At 62.1% G+C, this 21,351-nt stretch carries 26 protein-coding genes and 1 tRNA gene; 13 read left to right on the forward strand and 14 right to left on the reverse strand.

Translation table 11 applies throughout. From position 1 onward, the window contains the following. From FHT69_RS24080 to FHT69_RS24095, 4 genes are all read right to left on the reverse strand, one after another. Positions 1 to 126, reverse strand: a 126-nt coding sequence (locus tag FHT69_RS24080; protein ID WP_246780759.1) for an ACT domain-containing protein, incomplete at its 3' end; no start/stop codon positions are given. Positions 127 to 388: 262 nt separating this feature from the next. Further along, positions 389 to 1,405, reverse strand: a complete 1,017-nt coding sequence (locus FHT69_RS24085) for an acyltransferase family protein (protein ID WP_028757900.1) — start codon at positions 1,403 to 1,405, stop codon at positions 389 to 391. A gap of 167 nt (positions 1,406 to 1,572) precedes the next feature. Continuing rightward, on the reverse strand, positions 1,573 to 2,853 hold the full coding sequence (locus tag FHT69_RS24090) for a hypothetical protein (protein WP_063474854.1): 1,281 nt from the start codon (positions 2,851 to 2,853) through the stop codon (positions 1,573 to 1,575). A 2-nt stretch (positions 2,854 to 2,855) separates the two neighbouring features. Beyond that, the gene (locus tag FHT69_RS24095; RefSeq protein ID WP_063474853.1) at positions 2,856 to 3,905 is read right to left on the reverse strand and encodes a glycoside hydrolase family 5 protein; all 1,050 of its coding nucleotides are present in this window, start codon (positions 3,903 to 3,905) and stop codon (positions 2,856 to 2,858) included. 134 nt (positions 3,906 to 4,039) lie between these two features. Here FHT69_RS24095 and FHT69_RS24100 point away from each other — a divergent pair, with 134 nt between their 5' ends. Both FHT69_RS24100 and FHT69_RS24105 read left to right on the forward strand, forming a co-directional pair. Next, a complete protein-coding gene (locus tag FHT69_RS24100) occupies positions 4,040 to 5,653 on the forward strand; it encodes a GumC family protein (RefSeq protein WP_183906074.1) in 1,614 nt (537 codons plus the stop codon). Between the two features lie 57 nt (positions 5,654 to 5,710). Continuing rightward, entirely contained in the window at positions 5,711 to 6,040 is a 330-nt protein-coding gene (locus FHT69_RS24105) for a hypothetical protein (protein ID WP_028757897.1), read from the forward strand. A gap of 36 nt (positions 6,041 to 6,076) precedes the next feature. On the opposite strand, the gene FHT69_RS34595 is transcribed toward FHT69_RS24105, so the two are convergent. After that, positions 6,077 to 6,208 (reverse strand): hypothetical protein, encoded by a 132-nt coding sequence (locus tag FHT69_RS34595; protein WP_254960412.1) that lies wholly within the window; start codon positions 6,206 to 6,208, stop codon positions 6,077 to 6,079. A 193-nt stretch (positions 6,209 to 6,401) separates the two neighbouring features. Between FHT69_RS34595 and FHT69_RS24115 the strand changes: the two genes are divergently transcribed. Then, positions 6,402 to 6,698: a DUF982 domain-containing protein gene (locus tag FHT69_RS24115; RefSeq protein WP_028756405.1), complete on the forward strand. Its 297-nt coding sequence runs from the start codon at positions 6,402 to 6,404 to the stop codon at positions 6,696 to 6,698. A gap of 1,104 nt (positions 6,699 to 7,802) precedes the next feature. Here the strand turns inward: FHT69_RS24115 and FHT69_RS24120 are convergent. Further along, a tRNA-Leu gene (locus FHT69_RS24120) sits at positions 7,803 to 7,889 on the reverse strand. 168 nt (positions 7,890 to 8,057) lie between these two features. On the opposite strand from FHT69_RS24120, the gene FHT69_RS24125 reads away from it, so the two are divergent. Beyond that, entirely contained in the window at positions 8,058 to 8,471 is a 414-nt protein-coding gene (locus tag FHT69_RS24125; RefSeq protein WP_063474852.1) for a BA14K family protein, read from the forward strand. 28 nt (positions 8,472 to 8,499) lie between these two features. Here FHT69_RS24125 and FHT69_RS24130 read toward each other — a convergent pair whose 3' ends face one another. Further along, positions 8,500 to 8,793, reverse strand: a complete 294-nt coding sequence (locus FHT69_RS24130; RefSeq protein WP_028756410.1) for a SelT/SelW/SelH family protein — start codon at positions 8,791 to 8,793, stop codon at positions 8,500 to 8,502. Between the two features lie 130 nt (positions 8,794 to 8,923). Between FHT69_RS24130 and FHT69_RS24135 the strand changes: the two genes are divergently transcribed. Continuing rightward, positions 8,924 to 9,661, forward strand: a complete 738-nt coding sequence (locus tag FHT69_RS24135; RefSeq protein ID WP_127431537.1) for a type 1 glutamine amidotransferase — start codon at positions 8,924 to 8,926, stop codon at positions 9,659 to 9,661. Between the two features lie 12 nt (positions 9,662 to 9,673). Next, positions 9,674 to 10,222 (forward strand): sugar O-acetyltransferase, encoded by a 549-nt coding sequence (locus FHT69_RS24140; protein WP_047617510.1) that lies wholly within the window; start codon positions 9,674 to 9,676, stop codon positions 10,220 to 10,222. A gap of 54 nt (positions 10,223 to 10,276) precedes the next feature. On the opposite strand, the gene FHT69_RS24145 is transcribed toward FHT69_RS24140, so the two are convergent. Beyond that, a complete protein-coding gene (locus FHT69_RS24145) occupies positions 10,277 to 10,777 on the reverse strand; it encodes a winged helix-turn-helix transcriptional regulator (protein ID WP_183906075.1) in 501 nt (166 codons plus the stop codon). Positions 10,778 to 10,890: 113 nt separating this feature from the next. Here FHT69_RS24145 and FHT69_RS24150 point away from each other — a divergent pair, with 113 nt between their 5' ends. Both FHT69_RS24150 and FHT69_RS24155 read left to right on the forward strand, forming a co-directional pair. Further along, on the forward strand, positions 10,891 to 12,324 hold the full coding sequence (locus tag FHT69_RS24150; protein ID WP_048338495.1) for an MFS transporter: 1,434 nt from the start codon (positions 10,891 to 10,893) through the stop codon (positions 12,322 to 12,324). 112 nt (positions 12,325 to 12,436) lie between these two features. Next, positions 12,437 to 12,889, forward strand: a complete 453-nt coding sequence (locus tag FHT69_RS24155) for a GFA family protein (RefSeq protein ID WP_028757882.1) — start codon at positions 12,437 to 12,439, stop codon at positions 12,887 to 12,889. A gap of 4 nt (positions 12,890 to 12,893) precedes the next feature. Here FHT69_RS24155 and FHT69_RS24160 read toward each other — a convergent pair whose 3' ends face one another. From FHT69_RS24160 to tenA, 4 genes are all read right to left on the reverse strand, one after another. Further along, on the reverse strand, positions 12,894 to 13,193 hold the full coding sequence (locus FHT69_RS24160; protein WP_063474850.1) for a CcdB family protein: 300 nt from the start codon (positions 13,191 to 13,193) through the stop codon (positions 12,894 to 12,896). Continuing rightward, a complete protein-coding gene (locus tag FHT69_RS24165; protein ID WP_063474849.1) occupies positions 13,193 to 13,423 on the reverse strand; it encodes a type II toxin-antitoxin system CcdA family antitoxin in 231 nt (76 codons plus the stop codon). Before FHT69_RS24165 ends, FHT69_RS24160 begins: the two co-directional genes overlap by 1 nt. Positions 13,424 to 13,481: 58 nt before the next feature. After that, positions 13,482 to 15,314 (reverse strand): translation elongation factor 4, encoded by a 1,833-nt coding sequence (lepA, locus tag FHT69_RS24170; RefSeq protein ID WP_028757881.1) that lies wholly within the window; start codon positions 15,312 to 15,314, stop codon positions 13,482 to 13,484. A 76-nt stretch (positions 15,315 to 15,390) separates the two neighbouring features. Beyond that, positions 15,391 to 16,089 (reverse strand): thiaminase II, encoded by a 699-nt coding sequence (tenA, locus tag FHT69_RS24175; RefSeq protein ID WP_127431540.1) that lies wholly within the window; start codon positions 16,087 to 16,089, stop codon positions 15,391 to 15,393. Positions 16,090 to 16,227: 138 nt separating this feature from the next. Between tenA and FHT69_RS24180 the strand changes: the two genes are divergently transcribed. Together FHT69_RS24180 and FHT69_RS24185 are read left to right on the forward strand one after the other, a co-directional pair. Further along, entirely contained in the window at positions 16,228 to 16,797 is a 570-nt protein-coding gene (locus FHT69_RS24180; protein ID WP_183906076.1) for a helix-turn-helix domain-containing protein, read from the forward strand. A 23-nt stretch (positions 16,798 to 16,820) separates the two neighbouring features. Further along, positions 16,821 to 17,339, forward strand: a complete 519-nt coding sequence (locus FHT69_RS24185; protein WP_028757878.1) for a GNAT family N-acetyltransferase — start codon at positions 16,821 to 16,823, stop codon at positions 17,337 to 17,339. A gap of 15 nt (positions 17,340 to 17,354) precedes the next feature. Here FHT69_RS24185 and FHT69_RS24190 read toward each other — a convergent pair whose 3' ends face one another. Next, entirely contained in the window at positions 17,355 to 17,966 is a 612-nt protein-coding gene (locus tag FHT69_RS24190) for an HAD family hydrolase (RefSeq protein WP_047617519.1), read from the reverse strand. A gap of 135 nt (positions 17,967 to 18,101) precedes the next feature. Here FHT69_RS24190 and FHT69_RS24195 point away from each other — a divergent pair, with 135 nt between their 5' ends. The 3 genes from FHT69_RS24195 to FHT69_RS24205 all read left to right on the forward strand — a co-directional run bounded on the left by FHT69_RS24195 (position 18,102) and on the right by FHT69_RS24205 (position 20,769). After that, on the forward strand, positions 18,102 to 19,127 hold the full coding sequence (locus tag FHT69_RS24195; protein ID WP_097594986.1) for a histone deacetylase family protein: 1,026 nt from the start codon (positions 18,102 to 18,104) through the stop codon (positions 19,125 to 19,127). Between the two features lie 9 nt (positions 19,128 to 19,136). Beyond that, a complete protein-coding gene (gene recX / locus FHT69_RS24200; protein WP_183906077.1) occupies positions 19,137 to 19,688 on the forward strand; it encodes a recombination regulator RecX in 552 nt (183 codons plus the stop codon). Between the two features lie 169 nt (positions 19,689 to 19,857). Further along, positions 19,858 to 20,769, forward strand: a complete 912-nt coding sequence (locus FHT69_RS24205) for an EamA family transporter (protein ID WP_097543158.1) — start codon at positions 19,858 to 19,860, stop codon at positions 20,767 to 20,769. 21 nt (positions 20,770 to 20,790) lie between these two features. Here the strand turns inward: FHT69_RS24205 and FHT69_RS24210 are convergent, their stop codons facing one another. Then, the gene (locus tag FHT69_RS24210) at positions 20,791 to 21,258 is read right to left on the reverse strand and encodes a group III truncated hemoglobin (protein WP_183906078.1); all 468 of its coding nucleotides are present in this window, start codon (positions 21,256 to 21,258) and stop codon (positions 20,791 to 20,793) included. Positions 21,259 to 21,351 lie beyond the last annotated feature (93 nt).

Genomic DNA, 21,351 nt, shown 5'->3' on the forward strand with positions numbered 1-21,351 from the left:
GGTATCGAGATCGTCGAACTGCGAGCTGTCGATGATGTTGCAGCCCTTCTCCGCCAGATAGCTCGAAATCGCCGCAACGATGCCGCGCGTCGATTTGCAGGATACCGTCAATACATAGTTTCTCATGTCTCTCCCTCTTCCTTCTTCAAGGCCGCAGCCGTGCTTAGATCAAAGCCCGGGCCGCGAATAGGCCGGCGCGCTTTCATTCCTGCGACAAATTGCAAGAGAAACCATCACGCTTCTGCAAGTTCTCTCATTGCCAAGTCTGAAGCTTAGGAGAAGTTGCGCAAAAAACTGTACCGTCAGCGCCGCTTGGATGCGTATTCTCGCCTTCGGTACGGAAACAGCGCTAAAGCGCGGCAAACGAATCTGACAGAATCGATGCGCGTTAGGCCGGCGGGCGGCTCGCCACGGCCGCTTTCCGGCGCGGCGTGGTGATTTCATGGATGATCGCGCCGCCGATCGACGAGAGCACCAATGAGAGGATCACGAAGAGCACCGGCTGCTGCAGGATGCCGATCGGCAGGCGATCTGCTGCCACCCTCAAGAAGGCGAGCGTGAAGGCGTGGGTGATATAGATGCTGTAGGAGCAGTCGCCGAGATAGTTCAGCCATCCCAGGACCGGCAGCCTGGAAAAATCGATGGAGACGGCGCCGTAAATGATGAAGATCGCCGGGATTCCCCAGGCATAGAACCGGCTTTCCGGCTGCATCAGCGCCTCGTTGATGAAGAGAAACGCAAAGCCCATGGCGAGTGCCGCCCAAGCCCAGCGGTTCGGCAGAAGCATCTTCTGCCCATAGAGCCAGGCGAGCACGACACCGGCGAGAAATTCCAGGATGATCGGCTCGCCGTAGAACCGGGTCACCGTCGATTCCGGCAGCAGCCGGCAGGCCACCAGAATGACGGTAAAGACGGCAAACATCGCCGGGATGCGGCGGACTTCCGAAAGCGGCAGCAGCAGCGCGAACACGAAATAGAAGAACATCTCGTAATTCAGCGTCCAGCCCGGAACGACGACTGGAGTGATCGTGCTGGGATCGGCGGGATTGCTCCATGGCAGGAAGAACAGTGAGGCGACGAGGTGCGGCAGGTCGAACACCGTCGATTTCAGCAATGACGGGGCCACCAGCGCCACCGCGGCCGAAAACAATGTCGCCAGCCAGTAGAGCGGCACGATCCTTCTGATGCGCCGGCGGGCGAAATCGATCGGGCTCATTGCGCGACCGCTCGTCGTCAGCCACATCACGAAACCACTTAAAACGAAGAAGATATCGACGCCGGTTTCGCCATAGATGAAGGCGGTGGCGTCGACGGCCGGATTGACCTTGGCGAGCTGCAATATCGCATGGAAATAGACCACCATCAGCGCCGCGATGGCGCGCAGATATTGAAGCTGGACAAGCATCGAGCGTCTTGCTCCCTAGCATGATGCCGAAAAGTGTGGGCGGTTTTCGGACGACATCATGCTCTATTTCTTTGATTTAGAACAGGATTCAGATTTTAGGCCAATCCGGCCTAAAATCATCCTGTTCTAGGGCTCGCGCGGCGCCGGTCTCAGCCGCGCCGCTGCGGTCAACTCAATACATTTGTCGGACGACCCTGCCGGATGCGCGGGTTGTCGTGGAAACGCATATATCCGACGACGAACCACAGGAGACCGGCGATCTTCATCGAAAAGACTGCGGTTCCCCCGATCATCATATTCAGAAAAATGAAAAGAGAAAGTGAATGGGCGCAGCGCCGCTGCGCCGCCGTGCGTCCGGCGGGAAAGAGGCAGACGAACAGCCACAGGGCGATGACGCCGAAGATCGTCGCGGCATAGATCAGGTAGACATAACCGCTATCGGCGAACTCGGCGACCCGGTCGACCGAAAGTCCGAGGATGGCGAGCGGATCGAGTTCCATGATCTTCTTCATCGTCAGGTTGATGCGGCCGGTGAAATTGTCGCCGGTCGCGTTGGGTTTCAGCACGTAGACGAGGAAGCCCGCGGCGACGATCAGCGGCATCAGCGCCAGATTGAAATTCTTCGGGATCTTCGGAAAGACGAAATAGCCGACGATGCAGGCAAAGCAGAAGATCAGCATCGTGCGCGTGTCGTTCGTCACCAGGATCAGGACTGCCGTGCTGATCATCAGCAACCGGTCCCAGCGGCCAAGCCTCTCCCACATCGAAATCAGGTAGACCGCGATCACCCCGCAGAAATTGGCCAGCGACACCTGTTCGAGGAAGATCGAGGAGGAACGATGGTCTATGATGCCGAAGGAGAAGCGTTCGGGAAAGCCGAGCGCATTCTGGAAAAGGCCTGTCGTGTTGTAGCTCAGCGGCAGCAGCCCGCGCGTATTGGCGAAATAGTCGGACGGATGGACGATGCTGACATAGAACGGCACGCTGACGATCTCGAAAATCAGGAAAATCATGACGACGAGGCTTGCCCAGCGAAAGACGAGCTTCATCGTCCTTTCGTTGCTCCAGCCGCCGAGCCCGGTGAAGCAGAAGATGATCAGCACGTTGCGGAAATGATCGATGAACAGCATGCGGTTGAGGACGCTGACATAGATGGTCACCACGAGCGTGAACAGCAGGAACAGGAAGGCTGGCAGGTCGGTTTCGTAGATCCCCTTGTGCAGGATGTAGATGATGGCGCTCGCCATGATCAGGCCTTCGCTGGCAGCGACATGCGTCAACGACAGCGGCATGATGTTGTGGTTGATGAAGGCGAGAATGCCGTTGTAGAGCACCGAGAGCAGGCCGAGCCAGAGCACCAGGTAATCGGTGCGCGACGCCGCCCCGGCAGCATCGAGCCGGTTGCCGGCGGCAGTAAAAGGCGCTGCCTTCTGGTCGACGACCGCCATGGTCAATTCCCCACAGGCTTGACGGCGGAACAAGTGCCGGCATCGGCTTTTGCCGATTGGGCGAGAAGCCGCATCTGCGGCCGCGCGGGCCCCTTTCGCGGCTGGACGTTGAACGGCTCGTTCGCGGGCCACCAATCGCCCGCCGCCCAATAGGACCAGCCGAGCCAGACGTCGCCATTACCTGTCATGGTGGCATAGATTTCGGTCAGCCCGCTCATGCAGTCCTTGTCGGCGGAGGCGCCGAATTCGCCGAGAAAGCCGCGTTTGTGGTTCCGCTTCAGCCAGGCGGTGACCCCGGCGATCGCCTCGACTGCGGCATCGGCACCTTCGCAGGTCGGATGGGTTCCGGAGGAATCGGCGTCGAGATACTGGTGGACCTCATAGGCGTAGAAATCCAGCGGATCGCGCACGCCGAGCATCACAGTGCCGTTGGCGCCGCCGATCACGTCCTTCTCCCAGCTTGCCGCGCCGCTCCATGCAGTGCCGGGCACCAGGATGAGGTTGCGCGCGCCGACCGCGCGGATACTGCGGATCGCGGCATTGGCCGCATCCAGCCAGTCCGTCGCCTTGATGTCGTGCGGTTCGTTCATCAGGCCGAAGACAATGCCCTCCTGATTGGCGAATTCGACGGCGAGCCTTGCCCAGAAGTCACCGAAGGCGGCATCCGTTGCCGGCGCCGTGCCGACCTGGGTCTTGTCGTAATAACCGAAATTATGCGGGTCGAGCAGAACGGCCATGCCGCGCTTGCGGATCAGGCCGATCGTGCCTTTGATCCGCTGGAGCTCGTCCTCGTCGAGCCGCCCGCCGAGTGCGGGCTGCAGCCGTTCCCAGCGGAAGGGCAGCCGGATGATCGTCATGCCCTTTTCGGCGAAATAGCCGATCGTCTCTTCACTGGGATAGGTGTAGTTGGTGCCGTAGGTACCGCCGCGCTCGCCATATTCACCGCCGGAAAGATTGACGCCGCGGTAGCAGGGCGCCCCGGCCGCAAGGGCCGGCGACGGGACGAGAGCCGCCGCAAGCAGCAGCGCTGTCAGATGTCGTGTCGTCCTCATGGCATCCTCGCAATCGCGGAAAATCGCAACATCGGCGTCGCTGAGATTATCTTAACGGTCCGTTAGCTAAGAATTTCTAAAGTCTCGGCACCTCGGCTTCAGTCTTTCACGCTGGGCGGGACACGAGTGCGCGTATGAACCAGTATGACAGGAACAGGGTAAGCCGGCTCCCTGGCTGGCGCAGTTATGAGCCGTCTCAGACTGCGCCGGAAGGCGTACGCATGCGCAGTCCTGTCGTCCGCCCGGATGATTACGCCCGTCCGGCGCCTGAACCGACCCCGCCCCCTTTTGTGCCGCCGGCAAGCATGGCGGAAAGCCGTCAATATGAGCGTCCGGCGCCTCCGCCTCCGCCGGCAAGAGAGCCCGTCGTCGACGCGCCGTCGAACGCAGCCTCCCCACCTGCCGCACCGCTTCTCGACCTCCGCTCCAGCATCGCCGCGATCTGGAGCCGGCGGCTGGTCGTGCTGGGTCTGGCACTGCTCGGCGCCGCTGCCGGCGCTGTGGTGGCACCACGGATCGCTCAGAAATTCACCGCCGTCAGCAGCCTCTATTTCGATCCGCGCCAGATCGGCCTTGCCGATGCCGGCGCGCAATCCTCCGGACCCTCGCCGGAAATGATCTCGACTCTGATCGACAGCCAGGTGCAGATCCTGACCTCGGGCAATGTGCTGCGCCGCGTCGTCGAGACGATGAAGCTCGACCAGGATCCGGAATTCACCGGCGGCCGCACCGATAGCGCCGCCGTGATCGGCGCCCTGCAGAAAGCACTTGTGATCACCCGCCAGGCCAGCACCTATGTCGTCACGCTTGCCGCCACGACGAATGATCCGGAAAAATCCGCAAGGCTTGCCAACCAGGTCGTCACCGCCTTCACCGAGGAGGAGAACAACGCCTCGAACGGCATTTACGAAAACACCTCCTCGACGCTCGACGGACGCCTCGACGATCTGCGCCAGAAGGTGCTGGAAGCCGAGCAGGCCGTCGAAACCTTCCGCGCCGACAACGACATGGCTGCGACCGAGGGCAATCTGATTTCCGATCAGCGGCTCGTCTCGTTGAACACGATGCTGGTGACGGCACAGGAAAAGACCATCCAGGCGAAAGCGCGCGCCGATGCCGTCGCCAATCTCCGCGTCGAGGACATCGTCGCCGGCAACCAGACGGAAGGCGGCGTCACCTCGCCGCTCGTCAGCCTGCGTCAGCAATATGCCACCCAGGCGGCCGCCGTCGGCAGCCTCGAAAGCCAGATGGGCACGCGTCATCCGCGCCTGCAGGCGGCCCGCTCCTCGCTCCAGAGCATATCAGGCGAAATCAAGGGCGAATTGCAGCGGCTCGCCACCTCGGCACGGGGTGAATACGAGCAGGCAAAGGCCGCCGAAGACAGCATCGCCAAGGAACTTGCGGTGCAGAAGGCGCTGCAGGCGAGTACCTCGGACAAGCAGGTGGAATTGAACGAATTGCAGCGCAAGGCGACTGCGGCGCGCGATATCTACGAGACGGTTCTGAAACGCTCCAGCCAGACGAGCGAGGAGCAGAACCTCAGCCAGAGTAACATTCGCGTCATCTCGCCGGCCGAGCCGCCTGTTAAGGCCGATGGTCCGGGGAAGATGATCCTGCTGGTTGCCGGCATCATCGGCGGTTTTCTCGCCGGTTTCGTCGTCGGTGCCGGGTTTGCCATCCTTGCCGGCCTCTTCGGCCATCCCGTCATCAGAAGTTATTTCAGGAAGTCGCCGGCTTCGGCCGCTTGATGACGGTCTTCGGTTTTCCTACATCTGGAGAGCGCCCATAGTCGGCAGGAGAGCTCCGTGCGGCTTTTGATGATTCTGATATCGCTCGTTGCCGTGTCGAGCCTCGCCCCGGCATCCGCCTCTGCCGTCGACTGGACGAAATCCGTCGATTCCGGCGTTCAACCCCTCTATCCCTACAAGGGTCTTCCCGGCGTCAAGGCGCAGCCGGAGAAGAAGGAGGAAGAATCGTATAATTGCCGCACCGAAACCGTTCAGGTCCGCCGCCGTTATGATGAGATCTTCCGTTCGGGCGGCATGCCGACGCTGATGTATGTCTGCGAACGCGACGGCTTCATCTCGATGGACGACAAGGTGCCGCTGCGCGGCCATTATCAGCCAGTGCGCTGAGGGGATCTCCTCGGGCGGCAATGTCGTGCCGTTGTGTCAGATCCGCGTCGACGCAAGATCGATCAGCATCGCCGCCATTCGCTCGATATCGGCCTCGCTCATGTCGTGATAGCTCGACGGGTTGATCGCCCGCTTCGGAATACTCCAGGCGTTGACGTTCTCGGCCAACTCGCGGGTGCTGCCGGGCAGGGCCGAAAGCTCCTTATTAGATGTCCTGGTTGTGAAGCCAAAGGCCGCGAATGCGCGGCCTCTGCCGATGATCCCGGCGACTGGCGCGCAAAACCTCTAAAAACCGCCTCCGCCTCCACTGGCATTCTTCTTGCATTGTTACTAATATTCTAACTCTCAGGGAGAAAATGCCATGCAATGGAACACATCGGCGGATTTTGCGCCTCTTGTTCTCTTTCTCGGCGGCCGGCAAAAGTACAAGATCGTCAGGACGATCCGGGACGCAGCCGAAGTTCTGATGATGGACTGGCCGTTTGAAGATGGAGAGGAATACGTCGTGGCCGTAAAGGCCTGCGCCGATGCCATCACCGGGCAGATCGAGACGGGCGAGCTGAGGGAATTGCTCCTCAGCGCCGCCAGAGAAGCCGGCCTGGGCGTTTTGACCGTTATTCCCGACAGCGGGAAGACGACGCCCCACATGGCCGCCTGAAAAGCCGGAACCACGCCGCCATGCGTTGGTCGAAGCCGCGCTGATGCCTATCCGGATGCCGCTACAGCGAATCGCCCGATAAGGGAAACGGCCCTCGCATCCCTGGTTCGTAGACTGCGCTCTCCGCCGTTCGAGCGTCTCCCGAGTGCCGAAGGTGCATCCTTCCGCTTTACGAAGGGCGCCAAGCAGGCGCAGTTGATCCGAACAGAAGCGACTGATCCCGATAGGACGGTGCTGGATACCGATGGCCGATGGTTGCCGACAGAGGCTGGCGCCTCGCACCAAGAAAAAATACCACTTCGGATTCCCGAAATTCCCCCGCTTCGGGATTCCGAAATTCGTCGCATTTTCAGCGGCCTCGCCGTGAGAAAATATTCAATAATTTCAATCCGGCAACCAATTTCGGGATTCCGAAGTGCTCTATAGATTATGGTGGGAGTTCCCATGATCGCGGTGCGAATGTCCTGTCGGGCTTGATGATTTCCGACAGATCAAAAGAGCGCGGTTCGCCCTCGGGTCGCGGCTTGAGTTCGCAACCGCGAGGTTTCCAGCGCCGGCGCTTCCGGCATCGGCAACATGGGACTAGGCATCTAAACTAAGCTGGAGCGAAGTGTCGTCCGCTTCGACCTTAGGCTTGCGTTTTGTTGCCGCACGGCGCGGCGGCTTGGGGGTTTTCGGTCGAGTGTCGGAGCCGATCTCGTCTGACTCGGGGCTGGGCGGTAGCAGACCGGCCGCAGGTGCGGTAACCGCTGCATCAATGATCGGCGTGAGGGATCGCATTTCAAGGGCCGGCTTGGCGGCTGACACCACGCGGGCCTGTGGAGGCTCAGGGCGGCTGTCAGCGGATGCGGCGTATCGGATCATCGGCAAGACTCCATTTTGTTCGCTTTATGTTCGCATTTGGGGATGAGGGAGTCAATGGAGGGCAGCTCTCCAGAGCGGCAGGATATGCATTCTGGAATTGAGGATTTCGGCGCGTTCTTGGGAGCTATCTAGCGGCCAAGCCCTAAGCGCATCGTGATTGGCCTTTGTGACAAGGCATCAAATGCGCAACCTATCTGAAAAGGCTTAACTCCTTGATCTTGGTAGCGATCAAGAATGGAATGGTGCCCAGAAGAGGACTCGAACCTCCACACCCTTTCGGGTACCAGCACCTGAAGCTGGCGCGTCTACCAATTCCGCCATCTGGGCGACGGAGAGCGATGTAAGGGGGCGGCTCCTGACTGTCAACTGGGTTTTTGAAGTTTTCCTGACAGTTGGCGAAAAAGCAGCCGATCACATGCGGGAGAGAGCCGCAGGATAGGCATAGCGCTCCGGTTGGTGCGCCCTATATAAAGGAAATACCGAAAGGATTGCATCATGGCCGTTTCTCGCACGCTTCTGCTCGCCGGTCTTTTGGCTGTTCTCGCACCCGCCATCGCCGGGGCCGATTCGCTGAAGCTGGGCAAGCCAGGGGTCGGTCCGCTCAACACCGGCTCCACGCTTTGCGATTTTCGCGGCTGCTTCGGTTTCGGGCCGCAGCAATGGCATCGTCCGGCCTATGTCCAGCCGAATTACCGGCCGAGGGGCGCGGGGCCGACCTATTACCTGCCGGGCGCTGCCGGACGGCCGCAACTGACCTATGATCCGCCGCCGGTGCGCCGCGTGCAGCCGAAGGATCCGAACAAGCATATCGCCTGGTGCACCAACGAATACCGCTCCTACAATCCGAGGACGGATCACTTCCTCACCTATGAGGGTGTCTACAGGGTCTGCCGCTCGCCTTTTCGCTGAGGCCGCTCGCGCTGGCGCCGAGCTCTGCTCAGCTTTCGAGCGAGGCTCGGTCGACGTGGCCGAGATCGCGGCCGGGCTCGACGATGTCGCGGACCCGCTGCTTCAGCTCCTTCGGCCCGGGAAAGCCGCCGTCGCGCTTGCGCTCCCAGATGAGATCGCCGTTGACGCGGATCTCGAAATTGCCGCCGGTGCCGGGGATCAGCGCCACTTCGCCGAGGCTGTCGGAAAAAGTATACAGCAGCTCTTGCGCCATCCAGCTGGCGCGCAGCAGCCAGTTGCACTGGGTACAGTAGAGGATCGAGACACGGGCTTTTTCGGTCATGGCGATTTCCTTTCGTTTGACGAGATTTAAGCTCTGTGGTGGGCATGCGCAATCGCCCCTTACACAAGCGTCTTGCGTGCTGCCCGCCGGCATGATCTCTTCCCGTCGTCGGCCATATCAGGGAAAGTCCATGCGCGTCGCAGTCATCGAAAACATGAGGAATACCGGCCTCGGCGCGCTTGCCCAGGCCCTCGACGAGGCGGGCGCTGACATCGAGTGGTTCCGGGTGTGGCAGGATGGCATCCTGCCGCGGGATGTAGTGGGCCATGACGCGCTGGTCGTTCTCGGCGGCGAGCAGAGCGCGCTGGATGATGAGACACACGCCTATCTGCCGGAGCTCGTTCGGCTTACGCGGCGCTTCGGCGATGCCGGCAAGGCGGTGCTCGGCATCTGCCTGGGCAGCCAGATCCTCGCCCGCGCCTATGGCGCCGACAATCATCTGGGAACCGCCCGCGAATTCGGCTGGCATAAGATCGGCGTTACCGCCGAGGGCCGGGCCGATCCGCTGCTGTCTTCGCTGGGCGGCGAGTTCACCATCTTCGAATGGCATGCCGACACGTTTTCCCTGCCCGAGGCGGCGGTCCGTCTTGCCTCGAGCCCCGTCGCCGAAAACCAGGCGTTCCGCATCGGCCGCGCCGTCTATGGCACGCAGTTCCATTTCGAGGCCAATTCAGCGGTCGTCGAACAATGGAAGGCTGAATTCCCCGAGACGATCGCGCGCATCGCCCCCGGCTGGCTGGAGAGCCACGCCGAACTGGCAGCAAGACATGGGCGTGCAGCCGATGCCGCCGGCCTTGCCATTGCGCGGGCCTGGGTCAGCCTGATCGAACGGCAAGAGGTCGAAATTCTGTCGCAGGCTTCGGCGTGAGGGAGTGATGTCATGCCGGCGAGCGAACGCGAGAAAATGGCGGCAGGTGAATGGTATTGCTGCCTCGATGACGAGCTCGATCACTTGCGCCGGCAGGCGCGCTTGGCCGTCCACGCACACAATACAATGCCGCCGGATGAGCGCGGCGCGATGGCGCCGGCCCTGAGGGCGCTGTTTGCGCAGGCAGCATCGGATGTCTTCATCGAAGCGCCGTTTCACTGCTCCTACGGCATCAACATCACCCTCGGCGAGCGCGTCTATTTCAATGCCGGCTGCACTATCCTCGATTCCGGCCGGGTGACGATCGGCGATCGCAGCATGTTCGGCCCCGGCGTGCAGATCTATTGCGCCGAGCACCACAAGGATGCTGCACTTCGCAGCACCGGCATCGAGATCGCCCGGCCGGTCACGATCGGCAACGACGTCTGGATCGGGGGAAGCGCTGTCATCCTCGGCGGCATCACGATCGGCGAGGGCGCGATCGTCGGTGCTGGCGCGGTGGTGACCAGGGATGTGCCGGCCGGCGCCACCGTGGTCGGCAACCCGGCCCGCATCCGGTAGTTCGGACGATGCAACATTAACTATCCCTAACGGTCGACAGAATTCGTTCGCCGGCTACAGACCATCGCTGGCCCGTTCGTCGTAGCGTTGCCGCGCGGCGATAATGCCGGCCTGGTTCTGCTCGGTCCACAGCACCAGCGAACGGATCGTCTCGTGCAGGGTGCAGCCGAGCGGCGTCAACGCATAGTCGACCTTCGGCGGCACGACGGGATAGACGGTGCGCTCGATGATGCCGTCTCGCTCCAGGTGCCTGAGCGTCGTCGTCAGCATGCGCTGGCTGATGCCGTCGATATTCCTCTTCAATTCCGTGAAGCGAAGCGTGCGTTTTTCGAGCAGCGCAATGACGAGCAGCGACCACTTGTCGGCGATCCGGTCGAGGATCTGCCGGACCTCGCACTCCTCGCGCGCATCCCATTGCAGGACGTCGTAGTCCTTGCCGGGCAGGACGCTATCGTCCTTGCCGGGCAGGACGTTGTCGTCCTTGCCGGGCAGGACGTTGTCGTCCTTGCCGGTGCTGCAAATGTCACTCGGTGAGTTTGAAGTGCCTTCTTCCATGGGGCCGGATCATGTCTTAACTAAGCTTTGGTTACAAGAGGGAACTAAGGCATGAAAAGTAACTTCATGCCTCGCCCCGTTGTTTCAGCGTGTCAACCGAAGGAACGGATTTCATGTCCAACCCATCTTCCCAGACCAAGACAAGTGAAGGCCGCATGAACGCCCGCGTAGCCGGTGCGCTGATCGTGCTCTGCGGCGCGATCTTCCTCGAAGGCATCGATGTCGCCATGCTCAATATCGCGCTGCCGGCGATCCGCGCCGATCTCGGCCTGTCGACAACGACGCTCAGCGCCGTCGTCAGCGCTTATGTGCTGGGTTATGCCGGCTTCATGCTGCTGGGCGGCCGGGCCGCCGATATCTTCGGCAAGAAGCGGGTCTTCCTGACGGCGCTGACGATCTTCCTCGCCTTCTCCGGCCTCGGTGGTTTCGCGAGCGAGGGCTGGATGCTGCTTGTCGCGCGTTTTGTCACCGGCGCCGCCTCCGCCTTCATGACGCCAGCAGGCCTTGCGCTCATTACCGCCAATTTCCCGGAGGGGCCGCAGCGCAACAGGGCGGTGATGATCTATGCATCGACGGCCTCGGCCGGCTTCTCGCTCGGCCTCGTCGCCGGTGGCCTGCTTGCTGCCATCGACTGGCGCTGGGTATTCTTCGCGCCGGTGGTGCTGGCGGCGATCCTGCTTGCCGTCGGCCCTCGGCTGATCACAGACAGGGATGCGGGAACCGCCCGGGGAAAATTCGATATATCAGGCGCGATCGCGCTGACCGGCGCCATGCTGCTGGCCGCCTATGGCGTCATCCGGCTCGAGCATCCGGGCGAGGGTACGGAATGGACGATCGCCGCCTTTGCAGTGAGCGCGCTGCTCTGGCTTGCCTTCATCCTGATCGAGCGCGGCTCGTCCGCTCCGCTGGTGCGCCTTGGGATCCTGCGTTCGGCCGCGCTGATCCGCGCCAATCTCGGCGCCCTGCTGTTTGCCGGCTCTTTTTTCGGCTTCCAGTTCATCGCCTCGCTTTATCTGCAGGAACTGCTCGGCTGGACGCCGATGCAGACGAGCTTGGCGCTGATGGCGATCGGCATCGATGCGGTGGTCGCGCCGATCCTGACGCCGCGGCTTGTCGACCGCTTCGGCAATGTCCGCGTCATCCTCGCCGGTTTCCTGCTGGCGCTTGCCTGCTATGGGCTGTTCTTGCGCATGGGCTTCGATTGGACCTATGCCGCCATGTTCCCGTCGATGCTGCTGCTCGGCCTTGCCTTCGCGCTCGGCTATGGCCCGCTGACCATCGTCGCGACCGACGGCATTGCCGAGGACGAGCACGGGCTTGCCAGCGGGTTGGTCAATACAGCAATCCAGTTCGGAGCCGCACTCGGGCTTTCCGGCGTCAGCGCGATCGGCGCCTATATGCTGGGTGACGAAGTCTCTCCAGAAGCGCGGCTGGAATCCCTGCGTGTCGCCCTTCTGGTGCCGCTCGCCGCCGCCGCGCTTGGCGCGCTGGTGATGGCGACGGGCTTGCGCGGCCGTGACGGCTCCCGCCGCGAAGCCGTCGCTTAAGGCGCTCGACAAGGCCACCCATTTCGCGGCGGCCTTGCCGTCCGCAGTGGCCTTGTCATCTCGACAGCGGCGAAAGCTCCGCTAGATCAAAGGGCAAAACGGGAGGAAAATCATGAGCGAACTGAATCTACCCATGCAAGGCGGCTGCCGTTGCGGCCAGGTGCGGCTGAAGATCAGCGCCCCGCCGCTGCTGACCATGGCCTGCCATTGCACGGGCTGCCAGAGGATGACCGCGAGCGCCTATTCGCTGAGCGCCGCCATTCCCAGCGAAGGCTTCGAGGTCACGAAAGGCGAGCCGGTGATCGGCGGCCTGCACGGCGTTACGAAACATTATTTCTGCCCGCATTGCATGAGCTGGATGTTCACCCGGCCGGAAGGCATGGACTGGTTCGTCAATCTGCGCGCGACCATGCTCGACGACCCCAGCTGGTTCACGCCCTTCATCGAGACATGGACGAGCGAGAAGCTGTCCTTCGCCGAGACCGGCGCGGTGCACAGCTACGCGGCGCTGCCGGAGATGAACGCCTATGAGGGGCTGGTGAAGGAATATATGGGCAGGGGGTGAACGCTCAGAAGCCCTGGAAGAGAAAATCTACGGCGCTGGTGATGGCATCGCTTTTGCCCGATAGATCTGCGACTATTTTTCCTATTTCCGCCGTCGGGATCGATGCCATGCGCTGGGTGGCCATGACATAGGCTTCACCCTCGATGGCAAAGCGTGGGTTCAGTCGCGAGATCGACCAGCTCAGCTCTTGCACCGGATGCAGCGGGACCATGACTCGCGAAGGCAGATCGTCAAGCAGATTGGCTTGAAGATCGATGGCCAGGACATTCCCGCTTTTGAGGCGATAGACGTGAAAGCGTGCCATTAAAACTGACGGTATTTGGCGAATGGCAAGCCGTGCTTTTCAACATATTCGTTTTCCAGCCGGATAGCCTCGGCGTTCTCGATACGCCATAGCCGCTCGCGCTCGGCCTTTATTGCCTGTGCGATGCCATCTTCCGCCGCCCGAGATATGTTAATCTGGAGTTCGCGCGCCTCGGAGAGGAGACCTTCATCGAGGGACAGGTTTGCTGCTTTTCTTGGCCGCTGAGCCACAGCGATCTCCTCAATTTTATGCGCAGATCATATGCGCATAAAATGTCGTTGAGAAGCGTTATTCGTCGCCCATCTTCAGCGCCGCAATAAACGCTTCCTGCGGAATCTCCACCTTGCCGAACTGGCGCATACGCTTTTTGCCGGCCTTCTGCTTGTCGAGCAGCTTGCGCTTGCGGGTGGCGTCGCCGCCGTAGCATTTCGCGGTCACGTCTTTGCGCAGCGCCGAGATTGTCTCACGGGCAATGACGTTGCCGCCGATCGCCGCCTGGATCGGGATCTTGAACATGTGCTTCGGGATCAGCTCCTTGAGCTTCTCGCACATGTCGCGGCCGCGCTTTTCGGCGGCCGTCCGGTGCACCATCATCGACAGCGCGTCGACCGGCTCGCCGTTGACGAGGATCGACATCTTCACGAGGTTGCCCTCGCGGTGGTCGGTCAGCGCGTAATCGAAGGAGGCATAGCCCTTGGAGATCGACTTCAGCCGGTCGTAGAAATCGAAGACGACTTCGTTGAGCGGCAGGTCGTAGGTCAGCATCGCGCGCGTGCCGACATAGGTGAGCTCGATCTGGATGCCGCGCCGGTCCTGGCAAAGCTTCAGGATGCCGCCGAGATAATCGTCCGGCGTCAGGATCGTCGCGCGGATCCACGGCTCATGGATTTCGGAGATCTTGACGACATCGGGCATGTCGGCCGGATTGTGCAGTTCGCGCTCTGTGCCGTCGGTCATGTACATCTTGTAGACGACGGAGGGTGCGGTGGCGATGAGGTCGAGGTCGAACTCGCGCTCGAGCCGTTCCTGGATGATTTCGAGATGCAGCAGGCCGAGGAAGCCGCAGCGGAAACCGAAGCCGAGGGCGGCCGACGATTCCATTTCGAAGGAGAAAGAGGCGTCGTTGAGGCGAAGCTTGCCCATGGCGGCGCGCAGATCCTCGAAATCGGCGGCATCGACCGGGAACAGGCCGCAGAACACCACCGGCTGCGCCGGCTTGAAGCCCGGCAGCGCTGCGGCCGTCGGCCGCTTGTCCTCGGTGATCGTATCGCCGACGCGGGTATCGGCCACTTCCTTGATCGAGGCGGTGATGAAGCCGATCTCGCCGGGGCCGAGGCTGTCGACAGTGACCATCTTCGGTGTCAGCACGCCGACGCGCTCCACCTGGTATTTTGCATCGGTGCCCATCATCCGCACCGTCTGGCCCTTGGTCAGCACGCCGTCGATGATGCGCACGAGAACCATGACGCCGAGATAGGTGTCGTACCAGCTGTCGACGAGCAGCGCCTTCAGCGGCGCCTTGTCGCCGCCTGGGCTCTTCGGCGCCGGCAGCTTGTGGACGATCGCTTCCAGCACATCGGGAATGCCGAGGCCGGTCTTGGCCGAAATCAGCACCGCCTCCGAGGCGTCGATGCCGATCACTTCCTCGATCTGTTCCTTGATGCGGTCGGGTTCGGCGGCCGGCAGGTCGATCTTGTTGAGAACGGTGACGATCTCGTGGTTGTTGTCGATCGCCTGATAGACATTGGCGAGCGTCTGCGCTTCGACGCCCTGGCTGGCGTCGACGACGAGCAGCGAACCCTCGCAGGCCGACAGCGACCGCGAGACTTCATAGGCGAAGTCGACGTGGCCGGGCGTGTCGATCAGGTTGAGAATGTATTTCTCGCCATTGTTTGCCTGGTAGTGCAGGCGCACGGTCTGGGCCTTGATGGTGATGCCGCGCTCGCGCTCGATATCCATATTGTCGAGCACCTGCTCGGACATTTCGCGCTCGGCAAGCCCGCCCGTCGTCTGGATCAGGCGGTCGGCCAGCGTCGATTTGCCGTGGTCGATATGGGCCACGATCGAAAAATTGCGGATATGGGAAAGCGGAGTGGTCGAATTGGTGCTCATGCGCGCCATATAGCAGCGCCGCCCCTTGCCGCAAAGCGGTAATTAGCCCGCTGTTTACGCTATTTTGCAGCTTGTCGGACGCGTGTCAGACCGGCCACGTCTCCAGCCGCCAGGCCGAATCCCAGAACATCCATTCATATTGCGAGGCCCGCACGAAGACATCGGTCATCTGGGCACGCTCCACCGGCGATGCGGCGCGGGCGGCGATGTCGGTCAGCGCGATCACTTCACGGGCGCCGGCGGCAAATTGCGGATCGCCATAGGTGTTGATCCAGGCCTGGAAGGCATTGCCCTCGATAGCAGGCCGGTTCTTGATCGCTTCGCCAACGTGCCAGTAGATCCAGAAGCAGGGGAGGATGGAGGAAAGCGCAACCGCGTAGGAACTGTGATAGGCGGTGGCAAGCAGGAAGTTGGTATAGGCAAAGCCCGCAGGCGAGGGTTCTGCGGCTGAAACATCCGCCGACGTGATGCCGAACTGGGTGAGGAAGCCGGCATGCAGGCCCTGCTCGACGGTGATGGCCTTCTGCGCCGAACCGAGGAAGCGCAGCACCTGCGCATTGTCGGGCGCCTTGGCCGCAACGATGGCGAGGCATCGCGCATAATGCTTCAGGTAGAGCGCATCCTGCAGGATATAGTGCCGGAAGACCTCCGGCGGCAGCGTGCCGTCCGAAAGGCGCTGCAGCAGCGGCAAGGCCTCGATTTCAGCCATAACAGGGGCGATCCTGTCCCAGGCGGCAGCTGTGAAGCTTCCCGTCAGGTCCGGGCTCTGCGTGCTGGCGTCCATCATTGTCTCCTATCCTCGATTGCGCCGTCATATATCGACGCTGCCGTGGTGAAAGCAAGGCGGGTTTCGCCGCGCGAGGAGACTTGATTCCATCATCGGATAATGTATTTCTCTTATAGTAGAATCATGGATTGAGAGATGGAACCGGAACTCGAACAGGCGATCGGCATCCGCATCCGCACGCTGCGGCTCAAAAAAGGTCTGACGCTGGATGATCTTGCCGCGGCCTCCGGCGTCAGCCGCGCGATGATATCGCGCATCGAGCGGGCGGAGGCGAGCCCGACCGCTTCGCTGCTGGCAAGGATCTGTGCGGCGCTCGGCCTGTCGCTGTCGGCCTTCTTCGCGGAGGAGGGACAGCAGGCCTCGCCGCTTGTTCGCCGGCAGGAGCAGCAGGTCTGGCGCGACCCGGAGACCGGTTATATTAGGCGCTCCATCTCCGCACCCGGCACTGCCTCCGATGTCGATATCGTCGAGGTCGAATTCCCCGCTGGCGCGCGTGTCAGCTTTCCCCCGCATGCCGCCTCCCACGGCATGACGCAGCATATTTGGCTGTTCGATGGCGAGCTGGAAATGACGGCGGGTGAAACGGTCTACCGGCTGCGGCCGGGCGATTGCCTGTTCATGCCGGTCGGCGAGGGTCACATCTTCCACAATCCCGGCAACGCGCCGGCGCGTTATTGCGTCGTGCTCGATCGCGGCGGCCGATAACAGCATTTATTCAGGAGAGCAGCATGCCCGATATTCGTACCCTTTCCGCCGACGAGGCCCGGGCCGCCGTGCCGGCGCTGTCGCAGGTGCTGGCCGATTGCGTCGCAGGCGGCGCCTCCGTCGGCTTCATGCAGCCCTATGGGCCTGAAGATGCCGAGCCCTATTGGCGCGATGTCGCCGATGCCGTCGCCTCCGGCGGCAACCTGTTGCTGGTCGCCGAACTCGACGGCAGGATCGTCGGGACCGTGCAGGTGGGCGCCGCGCAGATGCCGAACCAGCCGCATCGCGGTGATCTGAAGAAGCTGCTGGTGCATCGCTCCGCCCGCGGCAAGGGCCTCGCCCGGCTGCTGATGGATGCCGCCGAGCGCGAGGCGGCCAAGCGTGGCAAGACCCTGCTCGTCCTCGATACGGCAACCGGCAGCGATGCCGAGGCGATCTATCCGCGCCTGGGCTGGCAGCGTGTCGGCGTCATTCCCGATTATGCGCTGTGGCCGGAAGGCGGCTTCTGCGCCACCACCCTGTTCTACAAGCGGCTTGCCTGATTGCGCCGGCCTCGCTCAGGCCGGCCTGGCGAAGACGGGAAGCGCGCCGCCAAGCGTCGCGCCCGCCGTCCATTGCGCAGCATTCCAGCCGAACTGCCGCGCCGCTTCGATATTTTCGGCCATATCGTCGATGAAGGCGATTTGGCCGGGCGCCACGCCGGCGCGTTCGGTCGCCAGCCGGAAGAAATCGGGCGAAGGCTTGCTGTGCCCGAGTGCTGCGGAATAGATGATGTCGTCGAAATGCGCGTCCAGGCCGGCCTGCTCCATCAGGTAGCGCGCCCGCCTATGCTCCTGGTTGGTCGCCAGGAAAAGGGTGATGCCGCTTTGCCGGAGGATAGCGAGCTCTTCCAGCAGATTGCGGTCGAGGCGGGAATCGTTTTCGAACCAATAGTCGATCAGCGTTTCGGCGCTGAGATGCGGCGCGATCTTTGCGAGCACGCCGGTGAGCCTGGGTTCCAGCGCCGCGCGGCCGACAATGATCTCACGCCAGTGGGTCTGAAAGAATTCCTGCTGCAGCAGGTCGACACGCAGGCCGAGATCGCGTTCCAGATAGGTGAAGTGCGGCAGCCCGTCGGTCGGTCGACCATGAATGAGCACGCCGTCGACATCGACCATCAGCACTTTCATGCGGAAAATTTCCTCGTTCTCAAAACACCGGCGAAGGTGGCGTCATATAGCTTGACGATCAAGAGCGCCGTTCCGCTTTTTTGTCGCGGCCGAGCCGTGTAAGTCTCGATTGTCAATCAAGGGGCAGGATCTGAAATGCGCGTCATCTATTCCGAAGACCACAAGCTGCGCGATGCCAAAACGGAACTGCATGCCGGCCAACTGGTGACGCCCTTCGAGGCGCCGTTCCGTGCCGAATGGATCCTGGCGGCGGTCAAGGAGGCGGGCTTTACCGACGTGGTGGCGCCCGATGCGCACGGGCTGGAAACGGCGCTGAAGGTGCATGATCCCGCCTATCTGGATTTTCTCGCCAGCGTCTGGGATCGCTGGGTGGCCGCCGGCTTCACCGGCGAGGCGATCGCCAATTCCTTTCCCGTTCGCCGCACCAGCCAGCGCGTGCCCGACAATATCGTTGGCGCGATCGGCCATTATGCCAATGCCGCCGACACCTCGATCACCAAGGGGTCCTACGAGGCGGCGATCGCCTCCATGCGCTGTGCCGTCACCGGCGCCGACTGGCTGGCCGAGGGCAATCGTTTCGCCTTTTCGCTCTGCCGCCCACCCGGCCACCATGCCGGCATCGATCTCTTCGGCGGCTACTGCTTCATCAACAATGCGGGCGTCGCCGCACAGCGGCTGCGCGATCATGGTGCGGCGAAGGTTGCGGTGCTGGATGTCGATTTCCATCATGGCAACGGCACCCAGGATCTCTTCTATCACAGAGGCGATGTCTTCACCGCCTCTCTGCATGGCGATCCCATGCACGCCTTTCCCTATTTCCTCGGCCATGCCGACGAGGAAGGCGAGGGGGAGGGCGTTGGTGCCAACCGCAACTATCCAATGCCACCGGGCACGCCCTTTGATGTCTGGTCTTCGGCGCTAAACGATGCGCTGGCGCGGATCAAAGACTTCGGCGCCGAGGCGATCGTCGTGGCGCTTGGGGTCGATACCTTCGAGCGCGATCCGATCTCCTTTTTCAGCCTGACTTCCGATGATTTCACCCGCATGGGCGCGATGATATCAGCCGCCGGCCTGCCGGTGCTGGCCTGCATGGAGGGCGGTTACGGCGTGCCGGAAATCGGCATCAACGTCGCCAACGTCCTCAAGGGTCTGGAAGCCTGATCACTGCCGATGACCGATGAGACAGTTCCCTCCTACATCCCGACACCCCGCATGCTGAGCTGGGCGCGCAATTCCGCCATCTATCGCCTGGAGCGGCGGATGATGACGGAAAAGCAGCTGTTTGACGCCATCACCCGCAAGGCGAAGGAGAAATTCGAAGATATCAGCGCGGCGCAAGTGAAAGCCGTTGCCGATTTCGCCGTCAAATTTGCCTATGACAACAAGGTGCTCGACGATAGCGCCTATGCGGAGATCAGCACCCGCTCTGCCGTGCGCGGCGGCAAATCAAAACGCGCGATCGCCCAGAAACTTGCCGTCAAGGGCGTCTCCAGCGACAAGGTCGAGGCAGCACTTGAGCAGGCCGACGATCTCTATGCGGCCGCGATATTTGCCCGCAAACGCGCCTTCGGCCCTTTCCGCCGGGTCGAGCTCGACGACAAGCGAAAGGCTAAAGAGCTTTCAGCCTTCGCCCGCAACGGCTTCAGCTTCGACATCGGCAGGAGGGTCTTCGACATGAGCTTCGAAGACGCCGAAGAAGTCATCCTTGCTGGCCGCCGGTGATATTGCATCACCATCGGCGATCGCCTGGTTAAAGCGTGAACTCGATCTCCCGCATCACCTGTCGTTTCCTGGCATTCCCCAGCATCAGCGCTCTTGATCCCGGCATGAAAAGTTTGAATTTGGTTCTCCCCCGTCTTCGGCTTAGAACCGCGCCAGGATCGGGGGCCACATGGACATCAAGACTATCGAGACCGGGACGGATGGCGCAGCTTTGATGCCGCAGCCGGGTATGGCGTCGTCTTCGGGCGGCCTGGCGGCCGGTGTCGCGATGTGCCTGATGTCGATGTCTTCGATCCAGTTCGGCGCGGCGCTGTCGTCCCCGGCCATTGCGATCTATGGCGTTGCCGGCGCCACCTGGCTGCGGCTTGCTTTCGCGGCGATCATCCTGGCCGTTGTCGTCAGGCCTTCACTCCTGCGTTATAGCGGCGCCCAGTGGCGGGCGACCCTGCTGCTCGGCACGACGACCGCCGCAATGACGCTGTGTTTCTTCGCGGCGATCCAGCGGCTGCCGCTCGGCCTGGCGATCGCCATCGATTTCCTCGGGCCGCTCTCGGTCGCCGTCTTCGGCTACGGCCTGACCTGGCGCTTGCTCTGGCCGTTGATTGCTGCGGCCGGCATCCTCTTCCTCGCCCATGACGGCGAAGGCTGGGTCGGCAATCTCCCCGGCGTCCTCTTCGCTCTCGGCTCGGCTGTGGGATGGGCGGTCTATATCCTGCTGACGAAGAAGGTCGGGGCTGCCTTCAAGGGGCTGGAAGGCCTGTCGATGTCGCTGATCGTTGCCGGCCTCGTCGCAACCCCCTTCGGCCTTGCCGAGACAGGCGGCGCCTTCACGTTGAAGGGGCTGGCGGAGGTTCTCGGCCTCGCCATCCTCGTACCGCTCTTGCCCTATGCGCTGGAGATGGTGGCGCTGCGGCGCATGCCGTCGGCCTCCTTCGGCATCCTGATGAGCCTCGAACCGGCGCTCGGCGCGCTCGCCGGCTTTCTGATCCTGGCCCAGCCGATGACCGCGCTGCAGATGCTGGGTACCGCGCTCGTGGTGGCGGCCAGCGCCGGCGCCACCGCCTCGGCGGCGAAAACTTAGCATAAAGATTTAGAATATAGATCAGGCGGGTGTGCGCTTGGGATCGTCGAGCGCCGGATTGTAGAACAGCGAAAGCGTCAGGCTCTTGGTGATCCGCTCCGCCGTCGCCATGAACCAAGCCTTGGCCTCCGGCGATGGAGCGATGTCGTCCAGCGTTGCGGCAAACAGCGACAGCCATTTCGGAAAGAGCTCAGGCGTCAGGTTTGCAACACCTGTATGCGCCTGCACCGGCTTGCCGCCATAGGCGCCGCTGCGGAAGGCGACGGCCGACCAGAAGCTCTTCATCTTCGCCATATGCTGCGGCCAGCGGCCGGATAGCCTGGCGTCGAACACCGGGCCGAGATCGGGATGCGCCAGCACGCGGGCGTAGAAAGTCTCGACCAGCCTGTCGATGAAGGCCTCGTCGACGCCCATTTCCCGCATTTCGGCCTCCGCCCTTTCGCGGATCGCCGCGATATGGGCGGGGCGGCCCTGAATGTCATTGTCCATTCGAAAACCCCGGCGCCGCGTGATGCGGCAGCCCTCATATAGGTGTTTATCGCAACGAGCCAAAGTCGTCCGTGCCCGCTTGCGGCAATCTGT

Origin of the sequence: Rhizobium sp. BK008 (assembly GCF_014197345.1) — a bacterium.
In the GTDB taxonomy this organism is placed as follows: domain Bacteria; phylum Pseudomonadota; class Alphaproteobacteria; order Rhizobiales; family Rhizobiaceae; genus Rhizobium; species Rhizobium anhuiense.